Annotated in this window: 13 protein-coding genes and 1 pseudogene; 6 read left to right on the top strand and 8 right to left on the bottom strand. The window is 74.6% G+C overall.

Going from position 1 to position 14912, the window contains the following annotated elements; translation table 11 throughout:
* Positions 1-8: 8 nt before the first annotated feature.
* From I003_RS0125785 to I003_RS36550, 3 genes are read right to left on the bottom strand one after another with little or no spacing between them, the layout of a single operon-like run.
* Positions 9-698: a potassium channel family protein gene (locus I003_RS0125785; RefSeq protein ID WP_027774151.1), complete on the bottom strand. Its 690-nt coding sequence runs from the start codon at positions 696-698 to the stop codon at positions 9-11.
* Positions 695-1492 (bottom strand): family 1 encapsulin nanocompartment shell protein, encoded by a 798-nt coding sequence (locus I003_RS0125780; protein WP_027774150.1) that lies wholly within the window; start codon positions 1490-1492, stop codon positions 695-697. The genes I003_RS0125785 and I003_RS0125780 overlap by 4 nt, the downstream gene beginning before the upstream one ends.
* Positions 1489-1647: a hypothetical protein gene (locus tag I003_RS36550; protein ID WP_199784356.1), complete on the bottom strand. Its 159-nt coding sequence runs from the start codon at positions 1645-1647 to the stop codon at positions 1489-1491. The genes I003_RS0125780 and I003_RS36550 overlap by 4 nt, the downstream gene beginning before the upstream one ends.
* A 393-nt stretch (positions 1648-2040) precedes the next feature.
* Here I003_RS36550 and I003_RS0125770 point away from each other — a divergent pair, with 393 nt between their 5' ends.
* Positions 2041-3030: a glycoside hydrolase family 6 protein gene (locus tag I003_RS0125770; protein ID WP_027774149.1), complete on the top strand. Its 990-nt coding sequence runs from the start codon at positions 2041-2043 to the stop codon at positions 3028-3030.
* A gap of 131 nt (positions 3031-3161) precedes the next feature.
* Here the strand turns inward: I003_RS0125770 and I003_RS0125765 are convergent, their stop codons facing one another.
* Positions 3162-5057 carry a hypothetical protein gene (locus I003_RS0125765; protein ID WP_027774148.1) on the bottom strand — a complete coding sequence of 632 codons (1896 nt, stop codon included), beginning with the start codon at positions 5055-5057 and terminating at the stop codon, positions 3162-3164.
* Between the two features lie 372 nt (positions 5058-5429).
* Entirely contained in the window at positions 5430-6122 is a 693-nt protein-coding gene (locus I003_RS0125760) for a haloacid dehalogenase type II (RefSeq protein ID WP_027774147.1), read from the bottom strand.
* A 291-nt stretch (positions 6123-6413) separates the two neighbouring features.
* Here I003_RS0125760 and I003_RS0125755 point away from each other — a divergent pair, with 291 nt between their 5' ends.
* A complete protein-coding gene (locus I003_RS0125755) occupies positions 6414-7421 on the top strand; it encodes a lytic polysaccharide monooxygenase (protein ID WP_027774146.1) in 1008 nt (335 codons plus the stop codon).
* A 391-nt stretch (positions 7422-7812) separates the two neighbouring features.
* On the opposite strand, the gene I003_RS0125750 is transcribed toward I003_RS0125755, so the two are convergent.
* Complete coding sequence (locus tag I003_RS0125750) at positions 7813-8313, bottom strand: MarR family transcriptional regulator (RefSeq protein WP_199784355.1); 501 nt, start codon at positions 8311-8313, stop codon at positions 7813-7815.
* A 95-nt stretch (positions 8314-8408) separates the two neighbouring features.
* Here I003_RS0125750 and I003_RS0125745 point away from each other — a divergent pair, with 95 nt between their 5' ends.
* The 3 genes from I003_RS0125745 (at position 8409) to I003_RS0125735 (ending at position 11263) form a co-directional block, all read left to right on the top strand.
* Positions 8409-9845 (top strand): MFS transporter, encoded by a 1437-nt coding sequence (locus I003_RS0125745; protein ID WP_027774144.1) that lies wholly within the window; start codon positions 8409-8411, stop codon positions 9843-9845.
* A 123-nt stretch (positions 9846-9968) separates the two neighbouring features.
* Positions 9969-10766 carry a thymidylate synthase gene (locus I003_RS0125740; protein WP_027774143.1) on the top strand — a complete coding sequence of 266 codons (798 nt, stop codon included), beginning with the start codon at positions 9969-9971 and terminating at the stop codon, positions 10764-10766.
* A complete protein-coding gene (locus I003_RS0125735) occupies positions 10763-11263 on the top strand; it encodes a dihydrofolate reductase (protein WP_027774142.1) in 501 nt (166 codons plus the stop codon). Before I003_RS0125740 ends, I003_RS0125735 begins: the two co-directional genes overlap by 4 nt.
* A 24-nt stretch (positions 11264-11287) precedes the next feature.
* On the opposite strand, the gene I003_RS0125730 is transcribed toward I003_RS0125735, so the two are convergent.
* The gene (locus I003_RS0125730) at positions 11288-12064 is read right to left on the bottom strand and encodes a DUF4232 domain-containing protein (RefSeq protein WP_027774141.1); all 777 of its coding nucleotides are present in this window, start codon (positions 12062-12064) and stop codon (positions 11288-11290) included.
* 670 nt (positions 12065-12734) lie between these two features.
* The gene (locus tag I003_RS0125725) at positions 12735-13343 is read right to left on the bottom strand and encodes a class I SAM-dependent methyltransferase (RefSeq protein ID WP_027774140.1); all 609 of its coding nucleotides are present in this window, start codon (positions 13341-13343) and stop codon (positions 12735-12737) included.
* Positions 13344-13501: 158 nt separating this feature from the next.
* On the opposite strand from I003_RS0125725, the pseudogene I003_RS35190 reads away from it, so the two are divergent.
* Positions 13502-13775: pseudogene (locus I003_RS35190) on the top strand (substrate-binding domain-containing protein); the annotation flags it as partial.
* Between the last annotated feature and the right edge of the window lie 1137 nt (positions 13776-14912).

The raw sequence follows: 14912 nt of genomic DNA, 5'->3' as shown, positions 1-14912 counted from the left end.
CGGCCGTCTCAGCCCTGCCCCGCATCTCCGTCCGGCCGCCTGCCGCGCCCGTGCCTGCCCCCGCCCAGCCGCTTCCCCCCGCCATGCCGCCTGCCGCCGCTTCGCCCCTGGCCCAGTGCCCGGCGCACCCGGCGGCTCAGCGCCGTCGCCGCGGCGGTGAGGAAGACGAAGCTGTACGTGATCTGCCCCATCACCAGGATCCGGGCCGTCTGCCCGCGCGCGGTGATGTCCCCGTAGCCGACGGTCGCCACGGTCGCGACCGTGAAGTAGAGCGCGTCGACCCGGGTGCGCAAGCCTTCGAACTCCGCCGACTGCCGGGCGACCCCGTTGTACGCGGCGGCGAAGACGAGGATCGAGGCGATCATCAGCATGGGGATGGCGACACCGGGACGGGCGCTCGGCACGTCCAGCAGCACCGCCCGGATCTCGCGGAGCAGCAGCACGCTGACCGCACCGAGGGCCAGCACGAAGAGTGTCCAGCTCAGCTCCGGGTTCTGCGTGCCCAGCAGGTGCAGGGGCAGCAGGAAGTAGGCGACGACCATGAGCGTGACGGGTACGGCCTCGCGCAGCCAGGGCAGCAGAGGGTCCCGGTGCCGCTCCGGCTCACGGTCGGGGCCGCCGTCCCCGCCGTCGTCCCGGCCGCCGTCCGGGTCCCCGGCCGGGACGTCGTCCCCGTCGTCGTCGCGACCGATCTTCATGCCCGCAGGACGACGATCGCCTCGTCCGTGTACGTCAGGAACGTCAGCGTCTCGTGCAGGTAGAGCTGCACGGTCTTCGCGTCGTGCGCGGTGTACCCGACGGCCAGGTCCTCGCCCAGACGCAGTTCGAAGTCGCCGCCGCGGGTGGACAGCGCGAGACCGCCGGTCATCGCGGGCGCCCAGATCAGCTCGCCGTCCAGCAGCCGCGCGAGGCGCTGGGCGACCGGGTGGCCGTGGTCGGCGATCTCGCTCACCGCCGTGTACGCCTCCGCCCCCAGCAGCAGCGAGTACGGGCCCTCCACGCCGGCCAGCCGCAGCGCGGAAAGGGCCTGGCCGACGGTGCCGGGGTAGTCGCGGACCTCGGCGGGCAGGCTCAGCACGGGCAGCGAGGTGCGCGTCCGCAGGCCCTCGATACCGGCGGCGGCGTACCCGTCGGCGACCATCCGGTCCTCGGCGAACGCGGCGGTCCGGGCGGCGTCCTTGACCGGCTGCCAGTCGGAGTCACGGGAGCCGCGCTCCACGTCGTCCACGGCTTCGCGGGTGACGGTGAACGGCACCCGCAGCTCGACCAGCCGCTGCGCCGCCCGCAGCCGCGCGGTCGCGCCGGGCGCGGGCGGGGCGATCTCCTCCAGGTGCCCGGTGCCGACAGCGGCCAGCTCCGGCCCCTCCGGCCCGGTGACGTCGACGACGCGGCGGCCGGCGATGTGGCGGCGAAAGCTGCGCCGGGCCTCTTCCTCGATCTCCGCCCAGGCCGCTTCGGTGATCGGAGCGAGTTCACGGTGCAGGTTGTTCATCGTGCGGGTGCTCCTTCGAGGCCGCCGGTCCCCGGCGAGCCGTCACCGGCGGCCGGCGGGTCGGGTACGGGGTCCTCGCCGCCGGGCGCGACGCTGAGGACGAGGAACACCGCCGCGGTCGCGGGCGAGGCCAGCACGGGCCGGGATTCGGGCACGGTCCCTCCGGATCACAGGGGCATTCGTGACGATACGGGACACACAGGACAGCGCAATCCGGCGATCGCCCGCGTTCACCCGCCCGCGCCGCGAAGGTCGTCCGGCGGGGCACGGGGGAGGTCACCCGACCGGCGCCGGGGCCGGCCCGCCGGCAGGCCGTGGGCGCGGATCAGCCGGCAGACCGCCTTCAGCCGCGGCACCGGAAACCCGGCACCGGCGGGCCCCCGGCCGTCTCACGCGCCCCACGCTTTCCCCGTCCGGCGCGCGTGCAGTGTTTCCAACGCGGTGGTCCGCCACTATGCTCCCGCAGCGCATGGGAGCGCTCCCAAGGCTCCGTGACCTCCCACCCGGAGACCTCCGGTCTCCGGCAGACGCGACAAGGACGGACCACCATGCGCACACGCATCCTGCGCCGATGGCACCGCACGGCCCTGGCCGGCGTCCTCGGCGCCGGCCTGGCTTTCGCCGGGCTCGCCACCGCGGCCCCGGCGGCCGAGCCGGACACCGGCGCACCCGCCTCCGACACCGCCGCCCAACTGCCGGGCCCGCTCTTCGTCGACCCCGACTCCCAGGTCCGGCGGTGGACCGAGGCCAACTCCGGCGACTGGCGGCAGCCGGTCATCGCCGACCGCATCGCCTCCCAGCCGCAGGCCCGCTGGCTCTCCCAGTACAACCCCGACACCGTGCAGCAGGAAGTCGCCGGCTACATGTCCGCCGCCGGCGACGCCCTGCCCGTGCTCTCGGTCTACGGCATCCCCAACCGGGACTGCGGCGGGCCCAGTTCGGGCGGCGCCCCCGACCTGCCCTCGTACCAGAACTGGATCAGCCTCATCGCCGACGGTCTCGGCGGCCACCCCGTGGTGATCATCCTGGAGACCGACGCGCTCGCCCTGGAGGACTGCCTCGACCAGTCCGGCCGCGACGCCCGGCACGCCGCGCTGCAGCAGGCCGTCACCACCCTGAAGTCCGCCGGCCCGGAGACCCACGTCTACCTCGACGGCGGCCACTCCGGCTGGCACTCCCCCGAGGACCAGGCCGCCCGGCTGTCGGCCTCCGGCGTCGCGGAAGCGGACGGGGTGTTCACGAACGTCTCCAACTTCAACACCACGGCCGACGAACTCGCCTACGGCAAGCAGATACTGTCCGCCGTCGGCGACTCGGACCTGAAGCTGGTCGTGGACACCAGCCGCAACGGCAACGGCTCCAACGGCGAGTGGTGCGACCCCGCCGGCCGCGCGCTGGGCGAGAACCCCACGCTCACCCCCGGCGATGACGCCGTCGACGCGCTGCTGTGGGTCAAGCCGCCCGGCGAGGCGGACGGCTGCGCGGCGGGCGCGGGGCAGTTCGTCCCGGACCTGGCGTACGCGCTGGCCACCAACTGAGTCCGCCCGCCCCCGCGGAGCCGGGCGCGCCTTCGGCGCGTTCAGCCGGGCCGGTCCGGGTCGGCCGCCACCGACCCGGACCGGCCCCGGCCCTCAGGGGTGGTCCTCCGGCGTGATTCCCGGGCGGGTTCTCACGGATAGATCAGCGGCTCGTAGCCCGCGCGCACGTCGGACGCCGAGGACGTGACGTACACCTCCGACGGCGGGCCGGCGTCGACGCCGTAGTAGGTGTACTCCAGCACGGCCGGGCAGCTTGAGCCGCCGATCTCGACGGTGGTCTTCTTCGCCAGTTCGCCGGTGCGCAGTTCGTAGACCCGGACCGGGATCTCCCGCTTCTTGAACGCCACGTTCTGGACCCCGCCGATGGCCAGGTCGGATTCGTACGGGCAGGTCGCCACCGTGGAGCCGTGCTTGGAGCGGCCCGCGCAGATGATCGCCACCGCGTCCTTCGGGTCCTTCGCCAGCCAGGAGGACGGCAGCTTCGAGCGGTGCTTGCTCTGGCCGATCAGCATCGCGCGGTAGGGGCCGTTGCCTCCGTACGCCCTGGCGCCGCGGTACGGGGCCGGGTTGTCGCAGTACTCGGGCTTCTCGCCGTACGGGCCGGGCTTCAGCAGCCCGCGCACGTTGTCCAGCTCGATGGCCAGGTTCGCGCGCTCGACGCCGTCCTCGGCCGCGCCGGACAGCTCGTGGTCGGGGTACTCGTCGAGGAGCTGCTCGTACTGGGTGCGGGCCTGCTTCCAGGTGTCGTCGGCCATCAGCGCGTCGCCGCAGTCGACGATCGCCCCGGGCGCGACCTCGGGCACGACGTCGGCGGCGCGCGCCAGTTCGCCGTCGCCGGACTCGCGGGAGCCGAGCCAGTCGGTGACCGCCTTGGTCTGGCAGGCGTCGTCGGTGGGCAGCGCGCCCAGGAACTCGTCGAGCGCGTCGTCCACGTCGCCGCCGCGGTCCTCGCGGCCTTCGCCGCCCCCGTACTCCTGAAGGACGGTGTCCAGATGGCCGAAACCCGCACTCAGCGCGTCGGTGTCGCCGGTCAGTCCGGTGTCCAGCTCGTCCCCGGCCTGGGCGAGGAGGAGGTCGGCCCGGCGGCTGTCCGCGCCCTCCCAGAGCGCGCCGGGATGGTCGGCGTACGCCTTGAGCGTGCGGGCGCCGCGTACGCGGTCCTCCTCCGCCTGGCGCTCGGCTCTGAGCAGCAGCTCGCACGCCTCGGTGCTCTCCTCGGCGCGGGCGGTCAGCGGGGCGTCGGCGAGACGGTGGCCGAACCAGAGGCCGTCGAGGTCGGAGACGGCCTCGGCGCACTTGTCGGCGCGGTGGGCGTCGGCGGCGTTGCCCTCGATCCGGGAGGCGTCGAGACGCAGCGCGGTGCAGGCGAGGATGACGGGGGCGGCGACGAGGAGGGCGACGAGGCGGTCGCGACGTACGTTCGCGGGGAGGGTGGGGGGAGCCGAGGGCGGCGGTGGCGGCGCGGGGCGCGTGTCTTCGGGTTCTGCCCCGGCGGTCCGCGCGGCTGCGACGGGTTGCTCCGCCTCCGCGGCCTGCTGCACCTCCGTTTCCTGCTGCACCCCTGTGGCCTGCGCCGACGCCTCCGGCGCGGCGGCTGGGCGGCGGCGCGGACGGCCGCCGGCGAGGTACCAGCCGTGCACCGTGACACCGATCCACCAGGCCAGCACGACCGCCTGGAACCACACGTTCCGTCCGGCCGTCGCCAGCAGGGTGACGAGCACGACCGACACACCCGCGGCGCCGAGCGCGATCCGGGGCCGGCGGAGCATCCCGTAACCGATGCCCAGCAGCGAGGCGTTGGCCAGCCCGACGGCGTACGGGTCCCGTTCCCGTACCGGGACGGGCGCCGGCTCGAAGCGCGGACGGCCGGGACCGTGGGCCAGGATGTCCAGCTCGGTGGGGTGGTGTTCCTCACCGGCGGGCTGCCCCGGCTCGGTGGGCTCTCCGGATTCCGCGGGCTCGGGGCGTTCGGCGGGATGCCCGGATCCGGCGGGCTGCCGGGGTGCGGACGGCGGCTCGCTGGGCATCGGAGGAAACGCATCCATCGTGATCCCTTTCTCGGGCGAGCCACCGGCGGCCGTCCCCATCATCCGGCACCGGAGCCGGGAGGGGTCCCGGAGCAACACCCGCCCCCCGGCGGCCACTTGCACCGCCAGGGAGATCGTGACCCATCGCGGCCCCGCCGAACAGACAGATGCCGGCCTTGGCGTACGGGCCGGGTGTGCACCGGGCACGCGCGCGCCCCGCGAGGGGCGGGTGCGCCGGGTGGGGATGCAGGGAGGGGGTGCGGGAACCGGGCCGCCGGGGCTGCACGCCCGCGGGCCCGGACGCGTGGACGCTGCGGCGCGTCAGGCCGACCGCCGTCCGCCGCGTGGCCCGTGCCGCGTACGCCGTACCCCTTACTCCCCCGTCAGCGCTTCCACCAGACCGTCCAGACCCTCGGCGTACCAGTCGAACTCGTCCGTCTCCGCCGGCGGGTCACCCCCGGGCCGCGGGACGTACGCCGTCCGCAGGCCGTTCTCCTGCGCCGACCGCAGGTCCCAGGCGTGGGCGGCGACCATCAGGACCCGCCCGGGCGGGCAGCCGGCGGCCTCGGCGGCGAGCCGGTAGACCTCCGGCGCGGGCTTGTAGGCCCGTACGGCCGCGCCGGACAGTGCCTGGTGCCAGCGCAGCCCGCCGTGTGCGGCGAGCCTCAGCAGCGCGGGGGCGGCGGCGTTGGAGAGCCCGGCCACGGGGAAGTGCCGGGCGATGCGGTCGAGTCCCGCCGCGGAGTCGGGCCACGGGGGCAGCCGCCGGGTGGCGGTGGCCAGCCGGGCGACGGCCGCCGGGTCGGTGACGCCGGCGCGTTCGGCCACCAGCTCGGCGGCCTCGCGGTCGACGGTCTCGCTGTCGGCGTACGGGCGCTCGCCCCGGGCCATCCGCGCCTGCTCGGCCTCGACGTGCCCCTGCCAGAGGGCGAGGAGTCGGGCGACGGCCGGCTCGTCGGCGGCGGGCGCGGCGGCGCGGATCTCGGCGCGCAGGCCGCCGGGTTCGTCTACGAGCGTGCCGAGAACGTCGAAGACGACGACTTCGGCTGCGCGGATGTCGGGCACGTTCTTCCCCTGTTCGCGGCGGACCTGTCGAGATCGGCAACAACGGCGCGGCCCGGTCCATGCCCCGCGGAGGAGCAGAGAAGTCGGCGGACCGGTGCGCACTCCGTTTACAGCCGCGAAATCCCGCGCTACCGTCATTGGGAGCGCTCCCATTGACCTGTTCACGACGAACGTGAGACCCCCTGCCAGGTCGGTCGTCGGCCCCCGGGCCCGGGGACGGCCCGGTGGCCCGTCGCGCACACCGCGGTCGCGGGCTCTCGCGTCAGCGCTCAGGAGAACCCGAAGGAGACCATGACCATGGCTATCCAACGACTCGTCAGGGCCGCCAGATCGCTCCGCCTCCGGCGCACGCTCGCGCTCGCCGGCGTCGCGGGCATCGCGACCGCCGCGCTGGCGGTGCCGACGCCCGCGTCCGCGCACGGCGTCGCGATGGTGCCCGGCTCGCGTACGTTCCTGTGCTACAAGGACCTGATCGCGAACGGCGCCACGCAGATGCCGCAGAACCCGGCGTGCGCGGCGGCGGTGCAGTCCGCCGGCACGACCCCGCTGTACAACTGGTTCGCCGTGCTGGACTCCAACGCCGGCGGGCGCGGCCAGGGCTACGTGGCCGACGGCACGCTCTGCAGCGCCGGCGACCGCAGCCCGTACAACTTCTCGCCGTACAACGCGGCCCGCAGCGACTGGCCGGTCACGCACCTCACGTCCGGCTCGACCATCAACCTCGAGTACAGCAACTGGGCGCACCACCCGGGCCGCTTCGAGGTGTACATCACCAACAGCGGCTGGAGCCCGTCCCAGGCACTGGGCTGGGGTGACCTGACGCACATCCAGACGGTCACCGACCCGCCGCAGGCCGGCGGCGCGGGCTCGGACGGCGGCCACTACTACTGGGACCTGCAGCTCCCGCAGCGCAGCGGACAGCACATGCTGTTCATCCAGTGGATCCGCTCGGACAGCCAGGAGAACTTCTTCTCCTGCTCCGACGTCGTCTTCGACGGCGGCAACGGCGAGGTCACCGGTCTGACGCAGGGCGCCCTGTCGGCGGATGAGGTCCGGGCGCTGGGCGCGGACCAGAAGAACACCAAGGCCGACCCGATCAAGGGCGCGCACGGCGACCACGGCACGCAGCCGCAGGCGGTGGAGACGCTGAACGCGGACGAGTCGAACCTCGCCGCCGCCTCGGACGACTCCTCCGTGGTGCTGCCGGCGGCGCTGGCCGGCGCTGGCGCGGTGATCTTCGCGGGCGGTGCGCTGGTGTACAACCAGCGGCGCAACGGCGCGGGGAGGCAGCAGGCCTGACGACACGGGGGCGGGGCCCGGTGCCCGGGCCCGGCATGACCGGCGAAGGACGCCGCGCTGACGGGCGGCGCCCCGCGGGGCCGGGCTGCCACGAGGGCACCCGGCCCTGCGACCGGGCCCGGTCGGCGTGGGGTTCGACCGGGCCCGGACCCGTGTCTGGACGCCCGGAGCCCTGGAGCGGCCCGGGCCCTTGAGACCTCCGCCTCCGCGTCCGTCTCCGTCTCCGCCTCCGTCCGGCTCCGCTCCGTACAGCCGGAGCACCCCCACGCGCAGCGCCTCCGCCGCCGCGGCCCGGGATCATCCGGCCGGCGGCGGCCTCGGCTCCCGCCGCCCTGCTGTCAGCCGCCGTCGCCGCGTTCGCATCGGCGTCGTTCCGGGCCCTCCGACAGCGTCAGGCCCCCGGCTCGGTCCCCCACTCGTCGACGTGCGCGACGAAGTCATCGACCATCCGGTGGAACAGCTCCGCGAGCTGCCGCAGTTCCTCCGGCGACCACCCCGCAAGGGCCCTCTGCATGCCCCGGCACGCCACCTCGCGGATACGCCCGATGGCGTCGCGCCCGGCCTCGGTGAGCTGGATACGCTGCGCCCGGCCGTCGTCCGGGTCCGGGACACGGGTGACGTAGCCCACCTTCTGCAACTGCTGCACCTGCCGGGTCACGTGGGACGCCTCCACCCCCAGCCGGTCCGCCAGTTCGCCGAGGCGCAGCGGCTCGGAGTCCTCGATCTGCCGCAGCAGCGCCACCGCCGCCCGGTCCAGTGGCACGTCGGCCAGCGCCGCCAGCCGGTCATGCTGGCGCGCCCGGCCGCTCAGATACGCGATGCGGCTGAGGGCGCGCTCGATCTCGGCCACGTCGGGTGAGACGTGGGCGGCTGCTGAGGACCGGGCAGACATAGGCATCACTTTAACTTTAATTTGCTTGACTCAACTAAGTACCACATGCTTGCGTAAGTCAAGTAATCCACTTCCCGCCGCAGGAGTCCACCCCGATGACAGACACCGCCACCACGGTGGCCGAGGACGGCCGCACCGACCGGCCCGGCCGGTCCTCCGGACCCGGCCTGACGCTACTCGCGCTGGCGACCGCCGGGCTCGTGGTCTCGCTGCAGCAGACCCTGGTGCTGCCCCTGCTCCCGCAGCTCATGCAGACGTTCGACATCTCCGTCGCCACCGTCTCGTGGGTCTTCACCGCGACGCTGCTCGCGGGGGCGGTCGCCACGCCGCTGCTGTCCCGCTTCGGCGACATGTACGGCAAGAAGAAGATGATCTCGGTGACGATGGGGCTGCTCGTCACCGGCACCGTGGTCTGCGCGATATCCGACTCCCTCCCCGTCTTCATCGTCGGCCGCGCCCTCCAGGGCACCTCCTCGGCCGTCATCCCGCTGGCCATCGGGATGATCCGCGACTCCTACCCGCGCGAGCGCGTCACCACCGCCATCGGGGTCGTCAGCGCCACCCTCGGCGTCGGCGGTGCCGTCGGCATGCTCGTCGCCGGCCTCATCGCCGACAACACCGACTCCCACCACCCGGTCTTCTGGTTCGCCGCCGCCATGGCCGCCGTGGGGCTGCTGTTCGTGCTGGTCTACACCCGCGACTCGGGGCGCCGCGCCGGTGGCCGCCCCGACCTGCCCGGGGCCGTCCTGCTCGGCGGCTGGCTGGTCAGCCTGCTGATCGGCATCAGCCAGGGCAACGCCTGGGGCTGGACCGACGCCCGCATCCTCGGCCTGTTCGCCGCCGCGGCCGTGCTGTGCGCGGTCTGGGTCGCCGTCGAACTGAGAGTGCGCGACCCGCTGGTGCGACTGCAGATCCTGGTCGGCCCCAAGTCGCTCTCGGCCAACCTGGCCTCGCTGCTCCTCGGCTTCTCGATGTTCGCGGCCTTCACGCTGATCTCGAACTTCATCCAGACGCCCGAGGGCGAGGTGGGCTACGGACTCAGCGGCTCCGTGCTGGACGTCGGCCTGTACATGCTGCCCAGCACCTTCACCATGCTGATCTTCTCCGCGCTCTCCGGCCGCATCGAGGCCCGCGTCGGCGCCGCCTGGACCCTGTCCCTCGGCTCGGTCATCGCGGGCATCGCGTACCTCTGGCTGGCGCTCATGCACGACTCCGCACTGGACGTCATGATCTTCAGCGGCATCCAGGGCCTCGGCATCGGCATCGCCTACGCGGCCCTCGGCACGCTCGCCGTCCAGCACGTGCCGATGGACCAGAGCGGCATCGCCAGCGGCATCAACTCCCTGGTGCGCACCGCCGGCGGCAGCCTCGCCAGCGCCGCGACCGCGGCGTTGCTGGCGGCACAGGTCATCGACGGCACCGAGGTACCGACCGTGGACGCGTACGTGCTGTGCTTCGTCCTCGCCGGCGTCGCCGCGGGCGCCTCGGCCGCCATCGCCGCGGTGCACGGGCTGCGACACGGCCGCAGGTAGGCGCGTAGGGCTCCGGGCGCCCGCCCGCGTACGGCACCCGGGGGCCGGGCCCGCGGCCCGGTCCCCGGGTGCGGGGGTCCCGTTCCGCGATCTGCCTGGTGGGCGGCAGTACACTCGACCGCTGTGGCGGACACCCAGTACGAAGACCTGTTGCGAACCGTGCTCACCTCCGGGACGGCCAAGGCCGACCGGACGGGCACCGGCACCCGGAGTGTCTTCGGACACCAACTGCGCTACGACCTCGCGCAGGGCTTCCCGCTGATCACCACCAAAAGGGTGCATCTGAAGTCCGTCGTGTACGAGCTGCTGTGGTTCCTGCGCGGCGACTCCAACGTCGGCTGGCTCCAGGAGCACGGCGTCACCATCTGGGACGAGTGGGCCGGACCGGACGGCGAGCTGGGCCCCGTGTACGGCGTGCAGTGGCGTTCCTGGCCCACCCCCGACGGCAGGCACGTCGACCAGATCAGCGACGTGCTCGACACCCTCCGCCGCGACCCCGACTCCCGCCGGATGATCGTCTCCGCCTGGAACGTCGCCGAGCTGACCGACATGGCGCTGCCGCCGTGCCACGCCCTCTTCCAGTTCTACGTCGCCGACGGCAGGCTCTCCTGCCAGCTCTACCAGCGCAGCGCCGACCTCTTCCTCGGCGTCCCGTTCAACATCGCCGGCTACGCCCTGCTCACGCACATGGTCGCGCAGCAGACCGGCCTCGAACCGGGCGACTTCATCTGGACCGGCGGCGACTGCCACATCTACGACAACCACGTCGGCCAGGTGACGGAGCAACTCGGGCGCACGCCGTACGAGTTCCCCACGCTGCGGCTGCGCCGGGCCGACTCGCTCTTCGACTACGCCTACGAGGACGTCGAGGTGCTCGGCTACCGCCACCACCCGGCCATCAAAGCCCCGGTCGCGGTGTGAACGTCGGACTGATCTGGGCGCAGGCGCGCGACGGCGTGATCGGCGCGGACAACACCGTTCCGTGGCACCTGCCCGAGGACATGGCGCACTTCAAGGCGACCACGCTCGGCCACCCGGTGGTGATGGGGCGCAGAACGTGGGACTCGCTGCCGCGGCGGTTCCGTCCGCTGCCGGGCAGGCGCAACGTCGTGGTGACGCGCGACGCGGGGTGGGCCGCGGAAGGCGCCGTAGCCGCCGGATCCGTCGACCGGGCGCTGGAGCTGGCGTCGCCCGGACCGGCCGCCCTGGTGTGGGTGATCGGCGGCGGGGAGGTCTACCGCGCCGCGCTGGCGCACGCCACGACGCTCTCGGTGACGGAGGTCGACACGGCGGTGCCCGGCGACACCTACGCGCCGGTGCCCGGACCGGAGTGGCGGGTCGCCGGGGACGGCGGCTGGCAGGTGAGCCGGACCGGACTGCGGTACCGGATCCGCAGCTTCACCAGGAATCCGGGGTGACCCGGCCGGCCCGGGCGGCTCCCGTTACTCCGGCTTCCCCCAGGCGCCGACGCCGAGTTCGCCCGTCGTGCCGAGGTCGAGTTCCGGCGTCACCGTCACCGGTGCGGCGCCGGGCCTCGCCCACACCCGTACGTACGGGGCGTTGACCGGATCCCCCGCTTCGACGGTGTTGCGCCACACCAGCAGGGCCGACGCCCGCTCCCCCGGCTGCAGCGCCAGCGGCTTCGGCGGGTCGTCCGCGCCCGTACCGGAGGCGATGGCGGCGCCGCCGCGGTGGACGGTGACGCCGGTGATGTCCTCGTGCTCCTCGTCGAGGAGGTGCACGCGCGGGTAGCCGTCGAGCCGGTAGACCCCGGTGCCGCAGTTCTCCAGGTGCACCCCGACGACCCGCAGGCCCATCGCCGCGTCGCCCTTATCGGCGTACAGCCGCACGCCCGCCGGCGGGCACGGCCCGCCCGCCGACGGCGCCTCGTCCGCCGGAACACTGCGCACCTCGCCGACCTGCACCTGCGCCCCACCGCGGTCCGCCATCGGGTCGCCGACATCGACCTGGTCCGGCACCGTACCCCCGGCCGGGACCGCCTCCACGATCTTCTCCGGATACGACAGCACCGCGCCCGTGGCGCTACGGACCTCGAAGGTGACGGTGTACGTCATCGCCTCCGGCCCCGGGTTGGCGATCTCGAACTCCACCCGCATCGGCCCCGCGGTCCCCGGCTTCGTCTGGACGCGGGTGATGGTCACGCCGTCGACCTCGACCGGGGCCGGGTCGCCCGGCGCGGTCGGCGCCCCGGCGTCCACCGCCCCCTCGGCCGGCTCCGCGCCGCACGCGGCAAGCAGCAGCACGGCGGTGAGGCCCAGTACGAGAGAGCCGCTGCGGCGTACGCGGGACAGCCGCGCGGCACGGGCGGCAGAGGCGGTGCGAGCGGCAGAGCCGGGACGGGCGGCAGGAGTCACACGGGCGGCACGGCCGGCAGAAGCGGCACGGGCGACGGGGACGGCGCGGGTGGCGGGGACGGCGCGGGTGGCGGGGACGGCGCGGGTGGCGGGGACGGCGCGGGTGGCGGGGACGGCGCGGGTGGCGGGGTGCATCCGCCCAGTCGACCAGGGCGGATGCACCGCGGCCGTGACGGGGGTCACTCCGTCTGCCACAGCACGGTCACAGTTCGGCGCCCTCGGCCGACCGGGGCTCAGCCCACCGGTACGCGCGCCAGACGCAGTTCGTGCGCGCCGTCGGGGCGGGCCGCCTCGACGGAGAGGTGCCGGGCGCCCTCGGCGACGACCGCGTCGACGTAGCGCAGGGAGCCTGTGCCGTACCGGACGCTCCCCCACGGCCCCTCGGTGCTGACCCGGTGCCAGGTACGCGGGTCGTAGGAGAGCGCGAGACCGCAGCGCTCCTCGTCGTTGTCCTCGTGCGAGGCGATGCCGCCGTGGAAGCCGAGCCGGCCGGCGCCCGCGCCGGGCGGGCAGGTCAGGGGGCGTGCCAGGTGAGGCTGTAGCGGCGCAGGACGCGGCGGCGGTAGCGGACGCCGGGGAGGACGCGGCGGGCCTGGGCACGGACCTCGCCGTAGCTCATGTGCGGGCTGACGAAGGGCATTCCGGCCGGGAAGGTCGCGCGGCGCACCACCTTCAGGGCGCGTACGACGGGCGCGGCGGCGACCGTGACGGCCCAGTCGCCCACGCTCCGCTCGCGGGCGAGACCGACGACCACGAGGACACCGCCGGGGCGCAGCAGGTCGCGCATGCGGGCGAGGGCGGCGGTGAAGTCCATCTGGTGCACGGCGGAAACCGAGCAGATGAAGTCGTAGCCGGCGTCGGGCAGGTCGGCGGTGAGGAAGTCGCCCGCGACGAAGCCGAGTCCGGGGTGGCCGGCGGCCTGTTCGCGGGCGCCGGCGATCATCTCCGGGGAGCTGTCGACGCCGGTGACGCGCTCCGCCCGCGCGGCGAGTTTGCGTGCGAGGAGTCCGTCGCCGCAGCCGACGTCGAGCGCGTCGCGGCAGCCTTCGGGAACGGTGCGCAGGACGCCCGGGTGGTGGGCGACGTTGATGTTCCAGTACGGCGCGAGGTCGGAGTCCGGCATCGGTGCATGGTACGGACGGGGGCATAGGGGCGCGAGGGTGGGCGGGCGACGCGGGAAGCGCGCCGGCGGGCCCCGGTCGCGCTCGGGGCGTACGGATCGTGCCGGCGCGCCCCCGCCGGACCGGCATCCGCACAATCGCCCCACCCGACCGGACGTGCGGCGTCTTCGCGGCCAACGACCTGATGGCGCGGACGGCGGTACAGGTCCTGCGGGAGCAGGGGCGGCGGGTACCGCAGGACGTGGCGGTGGTCGGCTTCGACGACAGCAGCGCGGCGACGGCGACGCGCCCGGAACTGACGACGGTACGGCAGCCGGTGGAGGAGATGGCGGGGGAGATGGTGCGGCTGCTGCTGGCGGCACTGGAGTCGCCGGGGGGCGGAGCCGACGTCGGTGATCTTCGAACCGGAGCTGGTGGTACGGGAGTCGGCGTAGCGGGGTGCGGCGGGGCGCGGGTCGGGGGCGGCCCGGCGGAGGCGGCGCGGCGCCGGGCGGCCCGGCGGAGGCGCCGGGGGGCTGGGCGGGGTCGAGAGGCGGCACGGGGCCGGCGCGGGGTCGGGGTGCGGCGCGGGGTCGGGATCGGGATCGGCCCGGCGGGGCGGCGGCGCAGCGCCGGGGAGGGCGGCCCGGTGCCGGAGGCTGGGCCGGCGTCGGCGAGGGCCGGCGCCGGGGTGAGCGGTGGCGCGTGGGGCGAGCCGGAGTACGGGGGCCTGCGTCGGTGGCGCCGACGCTCGGGGGATCCGGTGTCGGGGGGCGCCGGTGTTCGCCGGAACCGCACGTCCCCTCACACCCACCCAAGGGTATGCGCCCGCTCTGACAAAGAGCCCGGGTCGCCGGGGTGGCCGGCTGGTTCGTCGTGCCCGCGGGGCGGGTGCGGGGTTACGCGTCGGGGCGGGGGTTGGTGCGTGGGGTGGGCCTGTTTCGGGGGTGCCGGTGTCGGGGTGGGGCGGTGTCGTGGGGGCTCCCCCCGGGCCACCCCGCTTGTTGATTGTCGGGCCTGCGTCCGGCGTCAAGGGCGCCCCCTTCCGCTTCGCTGCGGGGGCGTCGCTGCGCGATGGGGCTTCGCCCCACCCTTGACTCCGGACTCCGGCCCGTGACAGACCGGCAGCTAAGGGTGGCCCAGGGGGAGCGGGCGCCCGTTGACCGAAGCTACGGATGCAGAGCCCGGCCGACGGGGGCGAGCGCCGGAGCCGGGCCCGCCCCGAGCGCGGACGCCCCGGCGGACGGAGGCCAGGGCGCCGACGCCGGGCCTGCCCCGGTCGCGGGCGCCCCGGCAGTCGGGGGGCGGGACACCGGCGCCGGGCCCGCTCCGGTCGCGGAAGCTCCGGTGGACGGGGGCGAAGCCCGGAGCTGGGTCTGCCCCCGGTCGCGGGTGGGCCGGGGACGGGGAGTTGGGGGTCGGTGTGGGGTGTACTCCGGTCGCGGGTGCGTTGGCAGTCGGGGTTCGGGGCCCCGGAGTTGGGTCCGTTCCGGGGTGCCGATGCGTCCGGCGGGCGGGGTGAAGCCCGGTGCTGGGCAGCGGGTTCGTGGTGGATGGGGGGTCTGTTGGGTCGCGGGGTGTGCGTGGGTGGG

This window comes from Streptomyces sp. CNQ329, assembly GCF_000482585.1.
This window is presented reverse-complemented; position numbering and strand designations above follow the sequence as displayed.

Bases quoted from the DNA above. Each gene is read 5' to 3' on its own strand.
- I003_RS0125765 (WP_027774148.1), bottom strand. From the start codon at position 5,057: ATGCCCAGCGAGCCGCCGTCCGCACCCCGGCAGCCCGCCGGATCCGGG.
- I003_RS0125785 (WP_027774151.1), bottom strand. From the start codon at position 698: ATGAAGATCGGTCGCGACGACGACGGGGACGACGTCCCGGCCGGGGAC.
- I003_RS0125750 (WP_199784355.1), bottom strand. From the start codon at position 8,313: ATGTCTGCCCGGTCCTCAGCAGCCGCCCACGTCTCACCCGACGTGGCC.
- I003_RS0125770 (WP_027774149.1), top strand. From the start codon at position 2,041: ATGCGCACACGCATCCTGCGCCGATGGCACCGCACGGCCCTGGCCGGC.
- I003_RS0125780 (WP_027774150.1), bottom strand. From the start codon at position 1,492: ATGAACAACCTGCACCGTGAACTCGCTCCGATCACCGAAGCGGCCTGG.
- I003_RS0125725 (WP_027774140.1), bottom strand. From the start codon at position 13,343: ATGCCGGACTCCGACCTCGCGCCGTACTGGAACATCAACGTCGCCCAC.
- I003_RS0125745 (WP_027774144.1), top strand. From the start codon at position 8,409: ATGACAGACACCGCCACCACGGTGGCCGAGGACGGCCGCACCGACCGG.
- I003_RS0125755 (WP_027774146.1), top strand. From the start codon at position 6,414: ATGACCATGGCTATCCAACGACTCGTCAGGGCCGCCAGATCGCTCCGC.